Genomic DNA, 18,987 nt, shown 5'->3' with positions numbered 1-18,987 from the left:
AGGAGAAGATATGGAACAATTTAATCCACCTAGTGATTTAAAAACTGAAAAGGCGGTTTTGGGACTAACCATTATACACCCAGATTTGGTGAATCTTCTTCTTGAAAAAATTAATAGTAAAGACTTTTATGATTTAAGAAATGAGATAGTTTTTAGGGCCATAGTCTCATTAAACCAAGACAATATTCCTATTGATTTTACAACCCTGATAAATAAGATAGATTCAATGGGGCAACTAGACAATATTGGTGGAAGTAGCTATCTAACTAGTTTAGTTGATGAGCAGTATTATAGTGCCAACTATGAAGCCTATCTTGACATCATCAAAGAGAAGTCAGTTTTAAGGCAATTACTTTCTTATGGTGATAATATAATCAACGAAGTAAGGACCGGCAAGCATTCTTCAGAAGAATTGATAGGAAACTTTTCTGAAAAGCTATTTAAAATGTCGGAATTTGACAACAAAGATGGTCTTGTAAAGGTTGAAGATATAGTTTCTGAAACCTTTGCCTATATAGCTGAGATTGCCTTAAATGATGGTAGTCTAACAGGAGTTACAACAGGCTTTAGAGACTTGGATACTCAATTATCAGGTTTACAAAATTCTGACTTTATACTTTTGGCGGCTAGACCATCTGTTGGTAAAACTGCCTTAGGTATCCACATGGGATTAAATGCGGCCCTAGCGGGTAAAAAAGTGGCAGTATTCTCTCTGGAAATGTCAAAAAGACAAATTCTTCAAAGGATTATTTCAATCTTATCCAAGGTTGAATTGCAGGATATTATAGCTGGTAATATAGAGGAACAGGACTGGGCCTTGTTGTATAACACAACAGAAACCCTAAACAATCTTGACTTATATATAGATGATACAGCTTCTATTTCACTTACAGAACTTAGAGCCAAGTCCAAGAGATTGAAACTTGAATCAGGCTTAGACTTGATAGTTATAGACTACTTACAGCTTATGACTAGTGAAGTAGGAAGGAATGAAAATAGGCAACAAGAAATTTCAAATATTTCAAGAGGGCTTAAGGCTTTAGCCAAAGAGTTAAACATTCCAGTTCTGGCCTTATCTCAATTATCAAGAAAGTCAGAAGAAAGGACAAATAAGAGACCTATGCTTTCTGACCTGAGAGAATCAGGGGCTATTGAGCAGGACGCTGACGTTGTAATGATGCTTTATAGGGATGACTATTACGACGAAGATGCTGAAGAACAAAATATAATAGAAATAAATGTAGCCAAGCATAGAAATGGTCCAACAGGTACCAGAAAATTATTCTTCAAAAAGGAAAATACAGCCTTCTATGACTTAGGATATGACTATGACCAGCCAGAATAAACTATACTTAGAAAAACTTAATTATGAAGATACTAAGAGGTTTTCTTCATGGAGAGGTTTTGATGAACCTCTTTTTTACGGTTATTCTTATAATGATATGACCCGAGACCAGGCGGATTATTGGTATCTTATAAAGCAAAGAAATAATTTTGCTTCATATTTTTCAATAAATCTGGATGATGAAATGATTGGTTTTATCGGCGTAAAAGAAATAAAACCGTTAATAAAGTCTGGAAAATTAGGTATAGTTATAGATTCAAAATGGACTTCAAAAGGTTATGGTAAAGAAGCCATGAAACTATTTTTAGATCTTTATTTCAAAGAAATGAAAATGCGCACCTTGATTTTAGAAGTCAATGCTTGGAATGATAGGGCCATTAGACTATACAAAGCTTTTAACTTTAAGGTATATAAAGAAAAATATGAAGTTTTTGAAAACCAAGCCTTAGATTTAGAAGATGAAAAATACAAGGATATAAAAAAATATTTTAGAGTAAACAAAGGCAAAATTGAAAGTGAAATTTATTTTATGAGACTTAGCAGAGAGGAGTATATCAATGAAACTTGAGTTACAAAAAGATCAATTAGATTTAGGCGTCACTCCGATAGAAAATATGTTTATTAATACTCTCATGGCTAACGCTAACGAAAGTCAAATAAAAGTTTATCTATATGCCTTATCATTAGCCCATATGGGTGTTGACAATGCTAGCAACGAAAATATTGCAGCGGAGATGAATTTAACGGAGGGGCAAGTCGTAGACGCCTGGTCCTATTGGATAGACAAGGGTGTAGTTGAGAAAAATGGCGATTCATATATTTTCAAATCTATGAGATTACAAATATTGGCACCACAGTTAGCTGATATGCAGATATCTACTGAAAATCCAGTTGCCACTAGTGAAAATGTAAGCTCGGACATTCCTACAGAAGAAGAAAGCCTGGCAGTAAGAGATATGATAAAATCCATTGAAGCCTTTATTTCTCAAAGCTCTGATGTTCAAATAATCCTAAATCCTAGAGAAATAAGAAAAATTGTAGAGCTTATGAATGACTTCAATGCAAGTCCGGACTTTATGTCCTATGCCTACATGATTGCTTCTGGCATCAGGGGAACAAAGTCTGTAGATCCTTTGGTTGCAACTATGAGAAATTGGATGATAGATGGGGCAACAGATATGGAAAAATTAGATACTTATATCGAAGCTAGAAACAAGAGCAAGGAAGAGGCTAAAGCTTCAAAAACAAAAAATACTACAAAAAACAAGCAAAGAAAACAGCAACTTATTGATAATGATGATAGGTTGACAAAAGAAGAGAGAAGAGCTTTTGTAGAAGCGAAATTACAAAAGAAAATTCCTATAAATAAGAAAAATAGAAAATAGAGGAAAGATATGAGACAAGTAGAAGAAATTTTAGAGGCTAGAAGAAGGAATAATGAACTTAGTCTAGAAGCTAGAAAAAATGAAATATTTACTAAATTTCCTCAAATGAAAGATTTAAATAAGGCTATAAAAGAAAATAGTGTAAAAAAATTTAACTACCTAGTTTCCGGCAAAGACACAAGTGAACTCACTAGAAAACTTGACCAATTAAATAAGGAATTTAATCAAATATTGACTTCAAACAACTATCCTGTAGACTACTTGCAAATGCATTATCACTGTGATAAGTGCAAAGATACAGGATCTGTAGGAACAAAGATATGTACATGTAAAAGACAATTGATGACCAACAAGCTTTACCAAGATACAGGAGTCAGCGAGATAATCAAAGAAGAAAACTTCGAAAACTTTGATCTCTCCTTATTTAGAAAAGATAGGCAAGCTAACGAAGTGATAAGTCCATATGAAAATATAAAGGCTATTAAAGATGAACTTTACCAATATGCCAACCACTTTGACGAAGATTCTGTAAACCTATATATATTTGGTAGGGTTGGGACAGGTAAGACTTATTTGTTAAACTCAATTACCAAAGAGGTCTTAGACCAGGGATACTCTGTTCTTTACTTGTCAGAATCAGACCTAGTAAATAAAATTTTATTACACAGATTTTCATATAGTGAAGAAAAGGCTAAATTGCAGTCTGAAATAGATACTATATTTAATTCTGACCTTTTGATTATAGATGACCTAGGGACAAATAATACAAATGATGCAAGCAAGTCAGCTATCTTTGAAGTTATAAATTCAAGGTTAGTAAAAAAGAAACCAGTAGTTATATCTTCAAACCTTAACCCTGAAGAGCTCAGAGAAATCTATGATGCAAGGATTTATTCAAGGATTGTAGGAAAATACTATCAAAAGCGATTATTTGGCAATGATGTAAGGATGCAGCTATGAAAGTGATTGATAGGAAAAGCTTCCAAGACTTAGAGACTTACAATATTGAAAAATTAGGCATAGATCCAAATATATTAGTAGAGCAGGCAGCCCTGAAAACTATCAAACATATAGACCTTGACCTAAGGCATAGCTTTGCTATTATTTGTGGGGTAAATAAAAATGGTAGCTACGGCCTAGCTATTGCAAGAAACCTATTTGCTGAAGGAAAAAAGGTATACATATATATAGTTGATAGCCTAAACTTGGCTAGTGAAGAATTCAAATACCAATATGACATTATAAAAAACTTAGACATAGAAGTCTCATTTTTAGAAACCCTTGGTGACTTGGATGAGTTTCCATCTGAGTTAAACAAGGTAAATACCTTGATAGATGCCATATCGGGTATAGAATTCGAAAGGTCCTTCCAGGGCCCTACCGAATTTGTGATTGACTGTATAAACAAGTCCAGGATATATACTATATCAGTAGATATCCCATCAGGAATGGATTATGATACAGGAGAATGCAATATTGTTTGCGTCCAAGCAGACTTGGTTGTCACATTTTTAGGTCTAAAAAAAGGGCTAACAAAAACAAGTGGAATATATAAACAAGATATAAAAATTGAAAACATAGGAATGATAAAAAGAGGATAAAATGTTAGATATAAAATATATTAGACAAAATAAAGAAGAAGTAATTAATTTATTAAAGAAAAGACATGACGATTTCCCTATAGACGAGATCCTAGCTTTAGATGAAAAAAGAAGAGCTTTGATTACCGAATCAGAAACTAAAAAAGCTGAGCAAAACAAGGTATCAAAGTCTATACCTCAATTGAAAAAAGAAGGCAAGGATGTTACAGAAATCTTTGCTCAAATGAAAGAATTATCAAGCTATGTAAAAAATATAGAAGAAGAAGTAAATGAACTAAATGACAATATTAGAACTAAGCTTTTATATATTCCAAACATGCCAAATCCAGATGTTCCTGAAGGAAAAGATGATTCTGACAATATTGAAATAAGAAAAAATGGTGAGCCTAGAAAATTCGACTTTGAAGCAAAGGCCCACTGGGATTTAGGTGTTGACCTAGATATCTTAGACTTTGAAAGAGCTGCTAAAGTATCCGGTGCTAGATTTTCTATTTTTAAAGGCTTAGGATCAAGACTAGAAAGAGCTATCTATAGCTTTATGCTAGATGTTCATACAAGAGACCATGGCTATACAGAACTAAGTGTACCTTTAATGGTGAACAGATCAGCCATGCTAGGTACAGGACAACTACCTAAGTTTGAAGAAGATGCCTTCCACATTCCTTCAAAAGATTTCTTCTTGGTTCCTACTGCTGAAGTTCCAGTTACAAACTACAGAAAAGATGAAATCTTATCCTATGAAGAGCTACCAGTTAAGTATGTTGCCTACACTCCATGCTTTAGACAAGAAGCGGGTTCTGCAGGTAGGGATACAAGAGGACTTATAAGAAACCACCAATTTGACAAGGTTGAATTAGTTAAACTAACAAGAGCGGAAGATTCTTTTGATGAATTAGAAACATTAACTCAAAATGCAGAAAGAATCCTACAATTATTAGAAATCCCTTATAGGGTAGTAGTATTGTCAACTGGTGACCTAGGTTTTTCATCAGCAAAAACCTATGATATAGAAGTTTGGATGCCATCCTACAACAGATATGTAGAAATATCATCATGCTCAAACTTTGTTGACTACCAAGCAAGAAGAGCAAACCTAAGATATAGGGATGAATACGGAAAAGTTCAATTCTTACACACTCTAAACGGATCTGGCCTTGCTGTTGGTAGGACCTTTGCTGCCATTTTAGAAAACTACCAAAATGAAGATGGATCAATAAGTATTCCAGAAGTATTAAAACCATATATGCTGGTTGATAAAATTGAAAAATAGAGAAGAGTATGAATAAAAAAATTGTACTAACAGGTGGGGGGACTACGGGTCATGTTTCGGTAAACCTAGCCCTCATACCTAGATTAAAAAAAGATGGCTGGGAAATCCATTATTTTGGTTCCAAGGATGGAATTGAAAGAGAATTAATCAGCGGTATAAGTGGAGTCAGCTACCATGCCATTAGTACTGGTAGGTTTAGGAGACGTAAAACTGCAAAGACCATACTAGAAAATGTTAAAGATATATTTAAGGTTATTGCAGGAAGTGTTCAATCCATATATAAAATATTCAAAATAAAACCTAGTATTTGTTTTTCCAAGGGTGGATTTGTTTCGGTACCGGTTATTTTCGGTGCCTGGGTCAACCGTATTCCAACTCTGGCCCACGAATCGGATTTTACACCAGGATTAGCCAATAAATTAGTTCAGCCATTTGTAAAGACTATTTTTACAACTTTTAGAGAAACTAATGACTACATCAAAGATGGAAAATCTACCTATGTAGGGCCTGTCATTAGAGAAGATTTGAAAAATGGTGATAAAGACAAGGCTAAAAAAGACTTAGGATTAAAAGATGATAAACCAGTCCTATTAGTAATGGGTGGATCTCAAGGATCAGCCTATATAAATCAAACTATTCGTGAAAATCTTTCGCATATTTTAGAAAAATACACAGTGATTCATTCTGCAGGAAAGGGCAACCTTGATCCTGATGTAAACTTAGCAGGGTATTATCAGTATGAATACATGACAAGTAATTTAAAGGACGTATTAGCCTTATCCGACCTTGTAATTTCAAGATCAGGAGCAAATGCTATCTTTGAATTTTTATATTACAAGATACCTATGATTCTTATTCCATTGGTAAAAGGATCTAGGGGAGACCAAGTTGTAAATGCTAAGTCTTTTGAGAAAGATGGCTTTGCCATGATTATTAATGAGGAAGAAGCTAAAAAAGCTGATTTATTAGCGGCTATAGATGATATGTATCAAAACTTGGATCAGTATAAATCAAAAATGGAAGCCTTTGACTTTAAGGATGGTTTGGATTTTATTTATAAGAAAATAAATGAATATGCTAAAAAGAGTTGATATATAGCTAAAATGCTATTATCAACTCTTTTTTTTGTGATAAGTTTATTATATTAGAAAATATTTTCTATAGGGTTAGATTTCCTAGAGATTCTATTATTTCTTCTAAATGCATAGACCTAGAAGCCTTTACCAATACGATATCACCTCTTTTGATAATGTATTTGGCCTTATCTACAAGTTTGTCCTTGTTATCAAAGTAAAATACTCTATTTTTGCTCATAACTTTTACTGCTTCCTCATAGATGTATTTGGATAGGGGTCCAAATAAGAGTAGATAATCAAGATTATTAGGATCTATTTGTCTACCAATATTCCTATGAAGTTCTTCTTCATTTTCTCCAAGTTCTAACATGTCTCCTAAGATTGCTATCTTATTTCTATAACCATCTAATATACTTAGGGTATCTAGGGCTGTTAGCAAAGATTGAGGGTTAGATTTGTATGAGTCGTTTAAGATGTCAAAACCATTCATATTCATCAACTCAGTTCTCATAGAACTTGCTTCATTTTCTAATAGGGCATGCTTGATTTTGTCTTCTTCGATTCCCATTTCTTCGGCCACAGCTATTGCAACACTGGCATTATATACTTGGTGTTTTCCGATTAGAGTTAGATTGTAAAAATCATCATTTAGAGTAAATAGTGATCCTTTATTGTTGGATTCGATTATATTTAACCTATAGTCAGCTTTTGGATCTTTACCAAAGCTTATATCTCTAATATTTTTATTTAATTTTTTATACTCACTAGTTAATATTGGATCATCTAAATTATAGTAAAATACACCATCTTCAGCTAAATAGTCAATAATATGTAATTTTTCTTTAGCTATATTTTCTTTGGTTTTTAATTCTTCTAGATGAGAGTCTCCAATATTAGTAATGATTGCTATGTCTGGTCTAGCGATTTTTGATAAAACTTCTATTTGACCAAAGCCGTCTGTACCCATTTCAACTACACCGATATTTGTGTCTTTGTTGAACTTGAGAAGGGTGAGTGGCAGACCAATGTGGTTATTAAGATTTCCAATTGTTTTAGAAACTACGTATTTTTCTTCTAAGATTTTGCTTATCAAATCTTTTGTTGAAGTCTTACCATTTGAACCGGTTATAGCTATGATTTTTATATCTAGACTTTGTCTGTACTTGCTAGAAAAATCTTGTAGGGCTTCAGTTGTATCATTTACATAGATGATAGGAAAATCATCCTTTACAAATTTTCCTTGTTCAGAGAAAATTGCCTTGGCGCCCTTCATGATAGCTGAATCGATAAACTTATGGCCGTCAAAATTTTCACCTATAATTGGGATGTACAAGTCATCCTGGTTCAGAGTTCTAGTGTCTATTGAAACGTCGTTGATCACTAAATCTTCAAATTTTTCATTATTAAGTTCTCCGCCTGCTAATTGAGTGATTTCTTTAAGTGTTAGATTAAGCATTCTTATGACCTTTCATTAGCTAAATCGATCAATATATCTAAAAATTCGCTATAACTTGTGCCGTCAGTAGCCCTCCATAAATCTGTAGACAGTGATGTTGGAGTCATTCCAGGGAAGGTGTTAATTTCATTTACAAAGAAGTTATTATCTTTGTCCATAAATATATCAACCCTAGCAAAACCACGGCAACCTGTTGCAATATAGCTGTCTATAGCTAGTTGTCTAACTTGGTCACTTAGGTCCTTACTCAATTCATGAGGAACATTTCTGATAGTTTTTGTATCATGATATTTTGCTGTATAGTCAAAAACTTCTCTTTCAGTAGAGTATGAACCTGGTAAAGAAGCTTTTGGATTGTCGTTACCAACTACAGAAATTTCAAGCTCTTCACCAATGATTTCTTCTTCTATCAAGACTTTATCATCATATTTGAAAGCTTCTTCTATAGCTTCCTTTAGGTTGTTTCTGCCAGCCTTTGAAACACCAACAGAAGATCCGTTGTTTGAAGGTTTTACAAAAACATTTTCTCCAAGTTTTTCAATTATTTCATCAAATAATTCTTCCTTGTCTTCGCAAGTATCATAAGTGAATTTATTTATAGAATAATACTTTGCTTGAGGAATACCATTCAATTCAAAAATGTCGTTAGTTAGAGCTTTGTCAAAACAAAGAGCTGATGATAATAAATCATTTCCAACATACCTTAATTGTAGGGTCTTTAGGAATCCTTGAATCTGCCCATCTTCACCTGTAGAACCGTGTATTGCAGGTATTATTAAAGGGTTATCTAATTTATTGATAAAAGCTACAAAATTTTCCAAAGATTCTAAAACTGTTAAATCGCATTCTTCCTCTAAATTTTCAGGATTTTCAATGTCGGCCTCATAAAAACCTACCGGCATAAACTTGCCATCTCTTGTAATATATGTATATGAAACTCTGTACTTATCTTTATTTAATTTATTAATGATGGACCTAGCAGATCTCAAAGAGATTTCATGTTCAGTACTTTGTCCACCACATAAAATATGAATATCCATTTTTCCTCCAAAAAGTAAAACTTACATTAGTATCTATTTTACCACATTTTACCTAGCTTGAATAAAAAACTGTCATTATTGTTAAGTTAATTTCACATATGATAAATCTGGGGGTTTTGATGGTATGATTGGAGGTGTGGGGGTATAGTTTGGACTTGTTTATGTAGTGTACTATAAATGAGTCAGTATTGAAGAAAAATGAGGAAAGGTACTCAGGGAGTGAGTCAGTATTGAAGAAAAATGAGGAAAGGTACTCAGGGAATGAGTCCGTATTGAAGAAAAATGAGGAAAGGTACTCAGGGAGTGAGTCAGTATTGAAGAAAAATGAGGAAAGGTACTCAGGGAGTGAGTCAGTATTGAAGAAAAATGAGGAAAGGTACTCAGGGAATGAGTCCGTATTGAAGAAAAATGTAGAAAGGTACTCAATAAATGAGTCCGTATTGAAGAAAAATGAGGAAAGGTACTCAGGGAGTGAGTCCGTATTATCAAAAATTACAGAAAGGTACTCAAAAATCGAGTCTGCCATTCCAACATCATCCAAAGAATAAAATATTAAAAAGGAGAGTTTTATGATTTCAATAAAACAGGAACTTATAAAATATGAAAAAGATTTAGAATCTATAATTAGAAAATTAAAAGACAGACCAAAGTTTAACCTTGATGGTCATATAAAAATAGACAAGTCTAGAAAGAAGGTCGCCTATAAACATGTTAAAAACAACAAATACATAAAAACCTTATCTTCAGACGATCAATCCACCATCAAATCTTACTTCCAATCAAATTATGAAAACAAAGTCTACAAAAAAGCCAAAAAACTTCTCCCTCTCATCAAAAGACTAAACAAGATTTACCAAGACGACTCAATCGATTCGATCTATGACAACCTTGATCCTATCAAAAAAAGCATTGTCAAACCTATCCGAAAAACTAAAAAGCAAATAGCTGAAGAATGGATGACCGAAGGCTTCAAAACGCTAGCAATGCCAAAAGAAGAATTCAGGTCCAAGTCAGAATACATAATTGCCAGCAAACTAAAAAACAAGAGTATCCCATTCAAATATGAAAAAGAGCTATTTTTACACAATTACGGCAGGGTATATCCAGACTTTACTATTTTTGATCCAAATACAAATAAAGAAATTTATTGGGAACATTTTGGAATGATGGATGACATAGAATACAGAGACAAAACCTATAGAAAAATCCAGGCTTATTTGGATAATGGCTATTTACCTGGAATAAACTTTATAATGACTTTTGAAAGCAACAGCAAACCGTTGAATTATAAACTAGTTGACAAGATGATATCCGAATATTTTGGTTAATAATTTAAGACTATAAAACTTATCAAACATCGTGCATCCAGATCTTTACACATAACCCAAACAATTTAAAGTAACTAAAAACTACCTAAACAATACAAAAATCAAAACAAAAAAGCCACGAAACACGTTCGTGACTTTCTCTAATATATTTGTTTATCTGTGTGCTCTTTGCGTGCTGGGAGATAATCCCAAAACTACAAAATCCTAAGCCCAGTTTCCGTCCTTAAATACTTGAACCTTGCTTCCATCTTTCTTAATACCAACAATATCTAAATCCTTGGTACCAACCATAAAGTCAGCATGTACCTTAGATTGGTTTACGTGGTGTTCTTCTAATTCTTCCTCTGACATGTTTTCTCCACCTTCAATTGTAGTTGGATATGCAGCACCTACAGCCAAGTGGCATGATGCATTTTCATCGAATAAAGTGTTGAAGAATAGAATGTTTGAGTTTGAAATTGGACTATCATGTGGCACTAAAGCAACTTCACCAAGTCTCTTTGAATTATCTCCATCTCTATCTAATAAAGATTTCAAGGCTTCTTTTCCAACTTTTGCATCAAAATCAACTACCTTACCATCTTTGAATTCTAACCAGAAATCATCTATTACATTACCAGCGTTCGCTAATGGCTTAGCTGAGTAAACTCTACCATTTACATCATATTTGTCTGCTAATGTGTAAACTTCTTCAGTTGGCATATTTGGTACGAATGCTTCACCCTTGATATTTTGTGTGGATGCAGCCCTCCAAATGTGGCCTTCTTGTAAACCGATTGTTAAGTCAGTGCCTTTTGAATTTGTGTAGTGTAAGTGGCTGAAGTTTTGCTCATTCATCCATTTTGCTTTTTCAACCAATAAGTTGATATTGTCATTCCATGATTTAACTGGATCTTCTTTATTTACTCTTGTAGTTTCAAAAATTGCTTCCCATAAGTCAGCAACTGGATCTTCACTATCAGGGAATACTTTTTTAGCCCATCCTTCCGATGGAGCTGAGATGATTGTCCATGAAGTTATATCGTTCATCCTATATTTCATTAATGAATGTAATTTTTCTGACCTAGCTTGAGTAACAGCTTGGATTTTTTCTGGATCGATTGATTTTAATAATTCTGGATCAGTACTTTTTACAAAGATTTGCTTAACCCCAGATTTTAGTAAAGTTTCATTTTTATCATATTCAAATTGGTGAACTTCTGACATAACTTCGGTTGGTGAATAGGTATAATCTAACAAGTTTTTGAAATCATCATACCAAGTAATTATTACCTTGTGGGCACCAGCCTTGTAAGCTTCAGCTGTAAGTTCTCTTGCTAAGTCAGCTCTTTCAACAGGTACATTAACTTCTACAGTGTCACCTGGTGATACATTTACACCAATTTTTACAGCTAATTCTGCTAATTGCTTAATCTTATCTTGTAATTTCATTTTTCCTCCTAAGCCCAGTTACCATTTTTAAATACTTGAACTTCGCTTCCATCATGTTTAACACCGATTATGTCAAGGTCTTCAGTACCAACCATGAAATCTTCGTGTGCGTAAGAATCATTTACACCATGTTCTGCAAGTTCTTCATCTGTCATATTTTCTCCGTTTTTAATAGTTGTTGGATATGCCTTACCTAGGGCTAGGTGACAAGATGCGTTTTCATCAAATAAGGTATTGAAGAATAAGATATTTGAATTTGAAATTGGACTGTTAAAAGGAACTAGGGCAACTTCACCAAGTCTTCTTGCTCTTTCATCTTTATCAAATAGAGATTGTAAAGTCTCTTTTCCTTTTTTTGCATCAAAGTCTACAACAGCACCATCTTCAAATTTTAGCCAAAATTCATCAATTACATTACCAGCATAAACTAAAGGTTTTGCAGAATGCACAACACCATTTACACCATCCTTGTGAGGTAGGGTAAATACTTCTTCAGTTGGCATATTTGGTACGAATGATTCACCCTTTGAGTTTAGTGATGAAGCAGCAGTCCAAATGTGTCCTTCTGGTAATCTTATTTCTAAATCTGTACCATTTGATGACTTATATCTTAAAAATTCAAAATTCATTTCATTTAACCAATCAGATTTCTTGGTTAAGGTATTTAAGTGGTCTTCCCATTCTTTAATTGGGTTTTCTTTGTCAACCCTTACAGTCTTAAAGATTGCTTCCCACAAATCTTCAACTGGGTTTTCACTGTTAGGGAATACTTTCTCTGCCCATTTTTGAGTAGGAACAGAAATTACAGTCCATGAATTTATATCATTCATAGTATATTTTCTTAATGGTTGGAATTTTTCTGACATAGCTTTTGAAGCTCTTTGTATTTTTTGAGAATCTATTCCTTTCAATAGCTCTGGATCAGCTGCAGAAATTGATATAGATTTTTGGCCCTTTTTAGCATAGTATTCAGCTCTATCATAGGCGTATTGAGCTATATCTTCTAGAACTTCAACAGGTTGGTTTTCATAGGCTAATCTGGTGATTACATCATCTCTCCAATTTATGATTACCTCATGAGCACCTGCCTTGTATGAATTTTCGGCTAACATTCTAGCAAATTCAGCACTTTCTACAGGAGCAGCGATACTTACTGTATCTCCTTCTTGTACATTTGACCCAACTTCAACAACAAGTTGAGCATACTTATTTAATTTATCTTTAAAACTCATAATTCCTCCTAAATTTTAGTATATTATATCACTATCATAAAATAATAGGCAAATTTTGAGCGATAGGCTAGTAAAAATTTTGTAAAGTAGTAGGCAAAGTGATAAAATAGGATTACATGAAATTAAAATCAGTAAGGAAAATATATGACTAGAAAAAAGAGTTTATTTATAAATTTACTATATTTAATAGCAACGATAGTAGCAGGACTATTTATAGCTGTTCTATCATTAAATAATTTATTACCAGATAAATACAGATATGGATTGATAGCTATTATTATACTATTTTACTTAATTTTTGGGATACTCGTTATTAAAAAGCCAGAAAGTACAAAAGTTTTTTACATATCCTCATTCCTATTATCTGTAGCAACTATAGTATTTGCCTTTGGTGCATATTACATACAAAACACATATTCAAAATATAATTCTAGGTTAAATGATTCTAAAAAAGAAATTTTAGAATATGCAGTTATTACCAGAAAAGATAATCCAGTTAATTCTGTAGAGGAATTAAAGGGTGATACAATTTATTATGACAAGACAGATAAAGAAAGTGAAATTCAGATAATAGAAGAAGAAGTTCTTAAAAATAACAAAAGTGTAAAATTCCAAGAAGGTGAAAATACTATAGACCTAGCTTTAGAACTTTTAGATAAAAAAATTGACTATATGATTTTAAATAAATCAAAACTTGCTATGATTGTTGAACATAGTAGAGACTTTGAGAGCAAGCACAAGGTGTTGGCTGTAAATAAAAAAGATAACTCATTTAAGTTAAAGAGAAATATAGAAGATATATCTAAGGGTGTTGATTCTGGTGATAGTTTCAATATCTTTGTAACTGGATCCGATACAAGATCAAGTTTATATGAAAATACAAGATCTGATGTAAACCTACTTGTTACAATAAATCCTAAAACTCATAAGATATTGATTACTTCTTTACCAAGAGATTCCTATGTGCAAATGACTGGACTTGGAAAAGATAAGTTAACCCATGCAGGTACCTATGGTATAAAAACGTTAGTTTCTACAGTTGAAAATTTATTGGAAACAGATATCAACTATTATGCTAAAGTGAACTTTTCATCATTTGAAGAAATTATAGATATACTTGGTGGAGTATCAGTAAACAATGAACACGCCTTTAGATCAATAGATGGAGATTTTTACCAAAAGGGTGAAATAGAATTGACAGGTAGGAGAGCCTTAAATTTTGTAAGAGAACGAAAAGCCTTTGCTGATGGAGACTTTGCAAGAGGTAGACACCAAATGCTAGTTTTAGAAGCTATGATGAAAAAGGCAATGTCACCATCAATACTATTGAATTACAATTCTCTTTTAGATGTAGTTTTATCAAATGTTAATACAAATTTACCTACAAATAAAATTACAGAAATGATTAACACCCAAATAGATAAGATGCCTACTTGGGATATAAAACAATACCAATTGCAAGGAGAACCTGTAATAGGTCTTCCTTCATATGCTATGCCTGGATTTAATTTATCTATGGTTCAACTTTCTTTTGATTATGTAGAAGAATCCAAGGAATTAATTAAAGCTACTTTGCGTGGTAATTAGAAAATAATAAAGAATGATTGATGAAGCTGGAGTTTACTCCAGCTCTTTGTCAGAATAAGAAGGAGAAGAGATGAAAAAGAGATTAGAACATTGGCATAAAGTTAATATTGCCCTTGTTATTTTTGATATTATAGGGATCAATTTAGCCTATCTATTTGCCTTGTTTTTAAGATTTGATTTTACTTATAGTTATATACCTCAACTATATTTTCAAACTTTTATAAAAATGATACCTATTTATACAATAGTTTCACTAATTGTATTTAACATGATGAAAATGTATCAATCTTTATGGAGGTTTGCAGGAGTAACGGAGTTACTAAGAGGCTTAATAGCAAGTATAATAACAAGTATTTTTTATATTATATTTTCAGCTTTTGTTTTTGTAAGAATGCCAATTTCATATTATATAATGGGTGGAATCATACAATTCTTATTAGTAACAGGTGTAAGATTTACCTATAGGCTATTTAATATGATTACAGACAATCTAAAGGCCAGACCTAATATGGAAAGAGTCCTTATATATGGGGCAGGTGAAGCTGGTAGACTTATCTACAATGATATAAAGAACTATAAAAATATAAAATATGATGTTGTTGGATTTATTGATGACAATGCAAATAAACATGGTAGATATATTTCTTCTACTCCTATATTGGGAGGAAGGGAAATAGTAGCTCAGACTGTAGAAGACTTAGATGTGGATTCTATAATTTTAGCTTTGCCATCTGCAAGCAGGAATCACATAAAAGATATTATAGATGTATGTAAAGAATCAGGTGCTAAACTTAAAACATTACCTTCTATCGAAGGTTTGCTAGACAATAAAAATGTAAATGTTAATAATATTAGAGATGTACAAATAGAAGACTTACTTGAAAGAAAGCAAATTAAAGTAAATAGTCAACACACACTAGATAATATCAAGGGTAAAACTATACTGGTAACTGGTGGTGGTGGATCAATTGGTAGTGAGCTTTCTAGACAAATTGCTAGAAATAAGCCAAAGAGACTTATCCTATTTGATATATATGAAAATAGCTTATATGCTATTGAGCAAGAACTTAGAAGGACTTATCCAGAATTAGATCTTGTAGCCTTGATAGGATCTGTAAGGGACCCTAAAAAGTTAGATGATTTATTCTTTGAATACAGGCCACAAATAGTCTACCATGCTGCGGCTCACAAGCATGTACCACTTATGGAAGTAAGCCCAATAGAAGCTATAAAGAACAACGTATTTGGTACTTACAATACAGCCTTTGCAGCCTTAAGATATAAGGTAGAAAAGTTTATACTAATATCAACAGACAAGGCGGTAAACCCAACCAATATCATGGGTGCTACAAAAAGAATGTGTGAAATGATCATACAATCTATGGACCATATTTCAAAAACTAAGGATGATTCAATACTACCAAAATTCAAATCGGAAAAATACAGCATAATTAGACCTTACGATAAGGATTTTACAAGTAATTTTGTTGCTGTAAGATTTGGTAATGTTCTAGGATCAAATGGATCGGTAATTCCACTATTTAAAAAACAAATAGCTGAAGGTGGACCGGTTACAGTAACCCACAAAGATATTATCAGATATTTCATGACTATTCCAGAAGCTGTAGGGCTTGTTATTGAAGCAGGATTCAATGCTAAGGGTGGAGAAATATTTGTTTTAGACATGGGTGAACCGGTTAAGATAGATACACTAGCTAGAAACTTAATTAAACTATCAGGTCTAAAACCGGATGTTGATATAGACATAGTTTATACAGGCTTGAGACCTGGTGAAAAACTATACGAAGAAAAGCTAATGGCTGAGGAAGGACTACAAAAGACTGACAATCAAATCATCCATATAGCAAAACCTATGGATATAGATTTTAGTGAATTCTTTAAGAATATGTCAATTTTAGGTGATTTAGTAGAGGATAATGTATATAAAGAATCTTTAGATATATTAGCAAAAGTAGTAGTTACCTACCATAGTCCTGATTCAGACTTGGAAATGAATAAAGACAAGTTTGAAGAATTATATAAAGAATCAAAATAGTTATAGGAGCTCAATTATAGAGAGGTTATAATAATGAAATTTCAAAGATTAGAAAAGAGAATACCACTTTCAATACCTACAATGCATGGTGAAGAAAGAAAATTTGTGGAAGAAGCATTTGATACAAACTGGATAGCACCAGTAGGTCCTAATGTAGATGCTTTTGAAAAAGAAATGGCAGAATATTTGGATATAGAAGGCACATCAGCTGTTTCATCAGGTACAGCAGCCTTGCACTTAGCTTATAAATTAGCTGATATAGGAAAGGATGACATTGTTTTAGTTCAAGACCTTACCTTCTCAGCAACAGTAAATCCAATCATTTATCAAAATGCTATACCGGTATTTATTGATTCAGATAGGGAAACATGGAATATGGACCCTGAAGCACTACGCATAGCATTAGATAAATATAAGGATAGGGTGAAGGCTGTAGTGGTTGTACACTTATATGGTATCCCTTCAAAACTTGATGAAATACTTGAATTGTGTGAAGAATATAATGTTCAATTAATTGAAGATGCTGCAGAATCTCTATCTGCAACTTACAAAGGAAAACAAACTGGTACCTTTGGTAAATATGCTGGAATTTCATTTAATGGAAATAAATTGATTACAACATCAAGTGGTGGAATGGTCTTATCAAGTGATAAAAAAGCAACAGATAAGGCTAAGTTTTGGGCTACCCAAGCTAAAGACCCAGCACCATGGTACCAACATACAGAAATAGGATATAACTATAGACTATCCAATGTATTAGCAGGTATTGGTAGGGGACAATTATTGCATTTAGAAGAACATAAAGACTTGAAAACTAAGATTTATAAAACATATGAAAAAGACTTTGATGGATTACCAATCAGTATGAATCCATACTTAGAAGATTCAGTTCCTTCATTCTGGTTATCTGCAATGATTATAAATGAAGAAGCCTACAAGAATGGTTTAGATCCAGAAGAATTAAGACGATTTTTAGATGCATGCAATATTGAAGCAAGAAGAATATGGAAGCCTATGCACTTGCAACCAGTATTCCAAGAATACGACTATGTAATTGCAGAGGAATCAAGCGTAACAGAAGATATTTTTGCAAGAGGCCTATGCCTTCCAAGTGATATAAAGATGACAGAAGATGAACAAAAGCTTGTTATAAAAGCTATTAAGGAGTTTGTAGGATAATATGAATGAATTGTTACCAGATATATATTATACTGATGAATACGCTAAATCTACAGAATACCTATTAGAAGGCAAATCAGATTCTTTTTTATATGAAGACGAAAATGGAAAAGTATTAAATGTATTTTTGAAAAGAAAAATAGACTTAGAAGGTATAGATTTAGATAAAGATTACTATGATATACAGACACCCTATGGTTATGGTGGACCTATAATCCTAAGTTTAGAAAAGGATAAGGACCAATTATTAAAATCTTATATGGATAGCTTCACTAAATATTGTGAAGACAATAATATAGTTTCAGAATTTGTTAGGTACCATCCCTTATTAGATAATCAAAAGGATTTTTCTAAATTATATGACAATGTTTATATGAGAAAGACAGTATCGACTGTCTTAAAAGATAAGGAAGATGCTTTTACTCAAGAATTTAGTAAAAGTACTAGAAAACTGATTAGGAAAATTCTTAAAGAAGATATTAAGTATGAGATTATAGAAAACCCATCAGATTTAGATAAATTCATGGAAATTTACTATGACACCATGGATAGGAATGACGCAACAGATTATTACTATTTTGATAGGGAATACTTTGAGTTTTTAATAAAAAACATGAAAAACCATCTAATAAATATAAATATTTATATGGATGAAAAGTGCATTGCAAGTGGCCTATACTTCAGGTATAAGGATATGTTACATGCACACTTATCTGGAACAGACCACAATTATTTACACCTATCACCAGCTTATATACTAAAATATCTAACCCTAAAGTGGGGTGAAGAAAATGATATAAAATATATTCATTATGGTGGTGGCACTACAAATGATGAAAATGACAGTTTATTAAAATTTAAATCTAAATTTACCAAAGAAGGATTTTTTGATTTTTATATTGGTAAAAAAATATATAATGAAGAAGTATATGACTATTTAGTAGAGAAAACAAATACAGAAAAGGAAGAATTTTTCCCTCAATATAGGGGATAAAGAGAAA

At 32.6% G+C, this 18,987-nt stretch carries 17 protein-coding genes; 13 read left to right on the top strand and 4 right to left on the bottom strand.

The features are described 5' to 3' along the window. Positions 1-10 precede the first annotated feature (10 nt). Genes dnaB through murG form a run of 7 tightly spaced genes read left to right on the top strand, consistent with a single transcriptional unit; the run spans position 11 to position 6,692 of the window. Positions 11-1,345: a replicative DNA helicase gene (gene dnaB, locus C4Q29_RS04315; protein WP_103981585.1), complete on the top strand. Its 1,335-nt coding sequence runs from the start codon at positions 11-13 to the stop codon at positions 1,343-1,345. Next, on the top strand, positions 1,329-1,913 hold the full coding sequence (locus C4Q29_RS04310) for a GNAT family N-acetyltransferase (RefSeq protein WP_159459209.1): 585 nt from the start codon (positions 1,329-1,331) through the stop codon (positions 1,911-1,913). Before dnaB ends, C4Q29_RS04310 begins: the two co-directional genes overlap by 17 nt. Beyond that, positions 1,903-2,730, top strand: a complete 828-nt coding sequence (locus C4Q29_RS04305) for a DnaD domain protein (protein ID WP_103981583.1) — start codon at positions 1,903-1,905, stop codon at positions 2,728-2,730. The genes C4Q29_RS04310 and C4Q29_RS04305 overlap by 11 nt, the downstream gene beginning before the upstream one ends. 9 nt (positions 2,731-2,739) lie before the next feature. After that, a complete protein-coding gene (locus tag C4Q29_RS04300; RefSeq protein WP_103981582.1) occupies positions 2,740-3,690 on the top strand; it encodes an ATP-binding protein in 951 nt (316 codons plus the stop codon). Further along, entirely contained in the window at positions 3,687-4,331 is a 645-nt protein-coding gene (locus C4Q29_RS04295; protein ID WP_103981581.1) for an NAD(P)H-hydrate epimerase, read from the top strand. Before C4Q29_RS04300 ends, C4Q29_RS04295 begins: the two co-directional genes overlap by 4 nt. 1 nt (position 4,332) lies before the next feature. Next, complete coding sequence (serS, locus tag C4Q29_RS04290; protein WP_103981580.1) at positions 4,333-5,601, top strand: serine--tRNA ligase; 1,269 nt, start codon at positions 4,333-4,335, stop codon at positions 5,599-5,601. Between the two features lie 8 nt (positions 5,602-5,609). Then, the gene (murG, locus tag C4Q29_RS04285) at positions 5,610-6,692 is read left to right on the top strand and encodes an undecaprenyldiphospho-muramoylpentapeptide beta-N-acetylglucosaminyltransferase (protein WP_103981579.1); all 1,083 of its coding nucleotides are present in this window, start codon (positions 5,610-5,612) and stop codon (positions 6,690-6,692) included. A gap of 67 nt (positions 6,693-6,759) precedes the next feature. Here the strand turns inward: murG and C4Q29_RS04280 are convergent, their stop codons facing one another. After that, entirely contained in the window at positions 6,760-8,133 is a 1,374-nt protein-coding gene (locus C4Q29_RS04280; RefSeq protein WP_103981578.1) for a UDP-N-acetylmuramoyl-tripeptide--D-alanyl-D-alanine ligase, read from the bottom strand. Between the two features lie 2 nt (positions 8,134-8,135). Beyond that, positions 8,136-9,173, bottom strand: a complete 1,038-nt coding sequence (locus tag C4Q29_RS04275; RefSeq protein ID WP_103981577.1) for a D-alanine--D-alanine ligase family protein — start codon at positions 9,171-9,173, stop codon at positions 8,136-8,138. 188 nt (positions 9,174-9,361) lie between these two features. Here C4Q29_RS04275 and C4Q29_RS04270 point away from each other — a divergent pair, with 188 nt between their 5' ends. Next, a complete protein-coding gene (locus C4Q29_RS04270) occupies positions 9,362-9,721 on the top strand; it encodes a hypothetical protein (RefSeq protein ID WP_103981576.1) in 360 nt (119 codons plus the stop codon). Between the two features lie 21 nt (positions 9,722-9,742). Then, entirely contained in the window at positions 9,743-10,501 is a 759-nt protein-coding gene (locus C4Q29_RS04265; protein ID WP_103981575.1) for a PDDEXK family nuclease, read from the top strand. Positions 10,502-10,705: 204 nt separating this feature from the next. Here the strand turns inward: C4Q29_RS04265 and C4Q29_RS04260 are convergent, their stop codons facing one another. Further along, on the bottom strand, positions 10,706-11,932 hold the full coding sequence (locus C4Q29_RS04260; protein ID WP_103981574.1) for an aminopeptidase: 1,227 nt from the start codon (positions 11,930-11,932) through the stop codon (positions 10,706-10,708). Positions 11,933-11,940: 8 nt separating this feature from the next. Further along, complete coding sequence (locus tag C4Q29_RS04255; protein ID WP_103981573.1) at positions 11,941-13,164, bottom strand: aminopeptidase; 1,224 nt, start codon at positions 13,162-13,164, stop codon at positions 11,941-11,943. 144 nt (positions 13,165-13,308) lie between these two features. On the opposite strand from C4Q29_RS04255, the gene C4Q29_RS04250 reads away from it, so the two are divergent. The 4 genes from C4Q29_RS04250 (at position 13,309) to C4Q29_RS04235 (ending at position 18,980) form a co-directional block, all read left to right on the top strand. Further along, positions 13,309-14,751: an LCP family protein gene (locus tag C4Q29_RS04250; RefSeq protein WP_103981572.1), complete on the top strand. Its 1,443-nt coding sequence runs from the start codon at positions 13,309-13,311 to the stop codon at positions 14,749-14,751. Positions 14,752-14,821: 70 nt separating this feature from the next. Further along, positions 14,822-16,807, top strand: a complete 1,986-nt coding sequence (locus tag C4Q29_RS04245; protein WP_103981571.1) for a polysaccharide biosynthesis protein — start codon at positions 14,822-14,824, stop codon at positions 16,805-16,807. Positions 16,808-16,840: 33 nt separating this feature from the next. Then, positions 16,841-17,986 (top strand): DegT/DnrJ/EryC1/StrS family aminotransferase, encoded by a 1,146-nt coding sequence (locus tag C4Q29_RS04240; RefSeq protein ID WP_103981570.1) that lies wholly within the window; start codon positions 16,841-16,843, stop codon positions 17,984-17,986. A gap of 1 nt (position 17,987) precedes the next feature. Then, positions 17,988-18,980: a GNAT family N-acetyltransferase gene (locus C4Q29_RS04235; protein WP_103981569.1), complete on the top strand. Its 993-nt coding sequence runs from the start codon at positions 17,988-17,990 to the stop codon at positions 18,978-18,980. Positions 18,981-18,987 lie beyond the last annotated feature (7 nt).

The organism is Helcococcus massiliensis, assembly GCF_900258485.1.
GTDB classification, from domain to species: Bacteria; Bacillota; Clostridia; order Tissierellales; family Peptoniphilaceae; genus Helcococcus; species Helcococcus massiliensis.
The sequence above is the reverse complement of the archived record's forward strand: the minus strand, read 5'-3'. Positions and strand labels throughout refer to the sequence as shown.

Coding starts and splice junctions, on each gene's coding strand:
- serS (WP_103981580.1), top strand. CDS start 4,333: ATGTTAGATATAAAATATATTAGACAAAATAAAGAAGAAGTAATTAAT.
- C4Q29_RS04300 (WP_103981582.1), top strand. CDS start 2,740: ATGAGACAAGTAGAAGAAATTTTAGAGGCTAGAAGAAGGAATAATGAA.
- C4Q29_RS04245 (WP_103981571.1), top strand. CDS start 14,822: ATGAAAAAGAGATTAGAACATTGGCATAAAGTTAATATTGCCCTTGTT.
- C4Q29_RS04240 (WP_103981570.1), top strand. CDS start 16,841: ATGAAATTTCAAAGATTAGAAAAGAGAATACCACTTTCAATACCTACA.
- C4Q29_RS04255 (WP_103981573.1), bottom strand. CDS start 13,164: ATGAGTTTTAAAGATAAATTAAATAAGTATGCTCAACTTGTTGTTGAA.
- murG (WP_103981579.1), top strand. CDS start 5,610: ATGAATAAAAAAATTGTACTAACAGGTGGGGGGACTACGGGTCATGTT.
- C4Q29_RS04265 (WP_103981575.1), top strand. CDS start 9,743: ATGATTTCAATAAAACAGGAACTTATAAAATATGAAAAAGATTTAGAA.
- C4Q29_RS04295 (WP_103981581.1), top strand. CDS start 3,687: ATGAAAGTGATTGATAGGAAAAGCTTCCAAGACTTAGAGACTTACAAT.
- C4Q29_RS04275 (WP_103981577.1), bottom strand. CDS start 9,173: ATGGATATTCATATTTTATGTGGTGGACAAAGTACTGAACATGAAATC.
- C4Q29_RS04260 (WP_103981574.1), bottom strand. CDS start 11,932: ATGAAATTACAAGATAAGATTAAGCAATTAGCAGAATTAGCTGTAAAA.
- C4Q29_RS04305 (WP_103981583.1), top strand. CDS start 1,903: ATGAAACTTGAGTTACAAAAAGATCAATTAGATTTAGGCGTCACTCCG.
- C4Q29_RS04310 (WP_159459209.1), top strand. CDS start 1,329: ATGACCAGCCAGAATAAACTATACTTAGAAAAACTTAATTATGAAGAT.
- dnaB (WP_103981585.1), top strand. CDS start 11: ATGGAACAATTTAATCCACCTAGTGATTTAAAAACTGAAAAGGCGGTT.
- C4Q29_RS04235 (WP_103981569.1), top strand. CDS start 17,988: ATGAATGAATTGTTACCAGATATATATTATACTGATGAATACGCTAAA.
- C4Q29_RS04280 (WP_103981578.1), bottom strand. CDS start 8,133: ATGCTTAATCTAACACTTAAAGAAATCACTCAATTAGCAGGCGGAGAA.
- C4Q29_RS04250 (WP_103981572.1), top strand. CDS start 13,309: ATGACTAGAAAAAAGAGTTTATTTATAAATTTACTATATTTAATAGCA.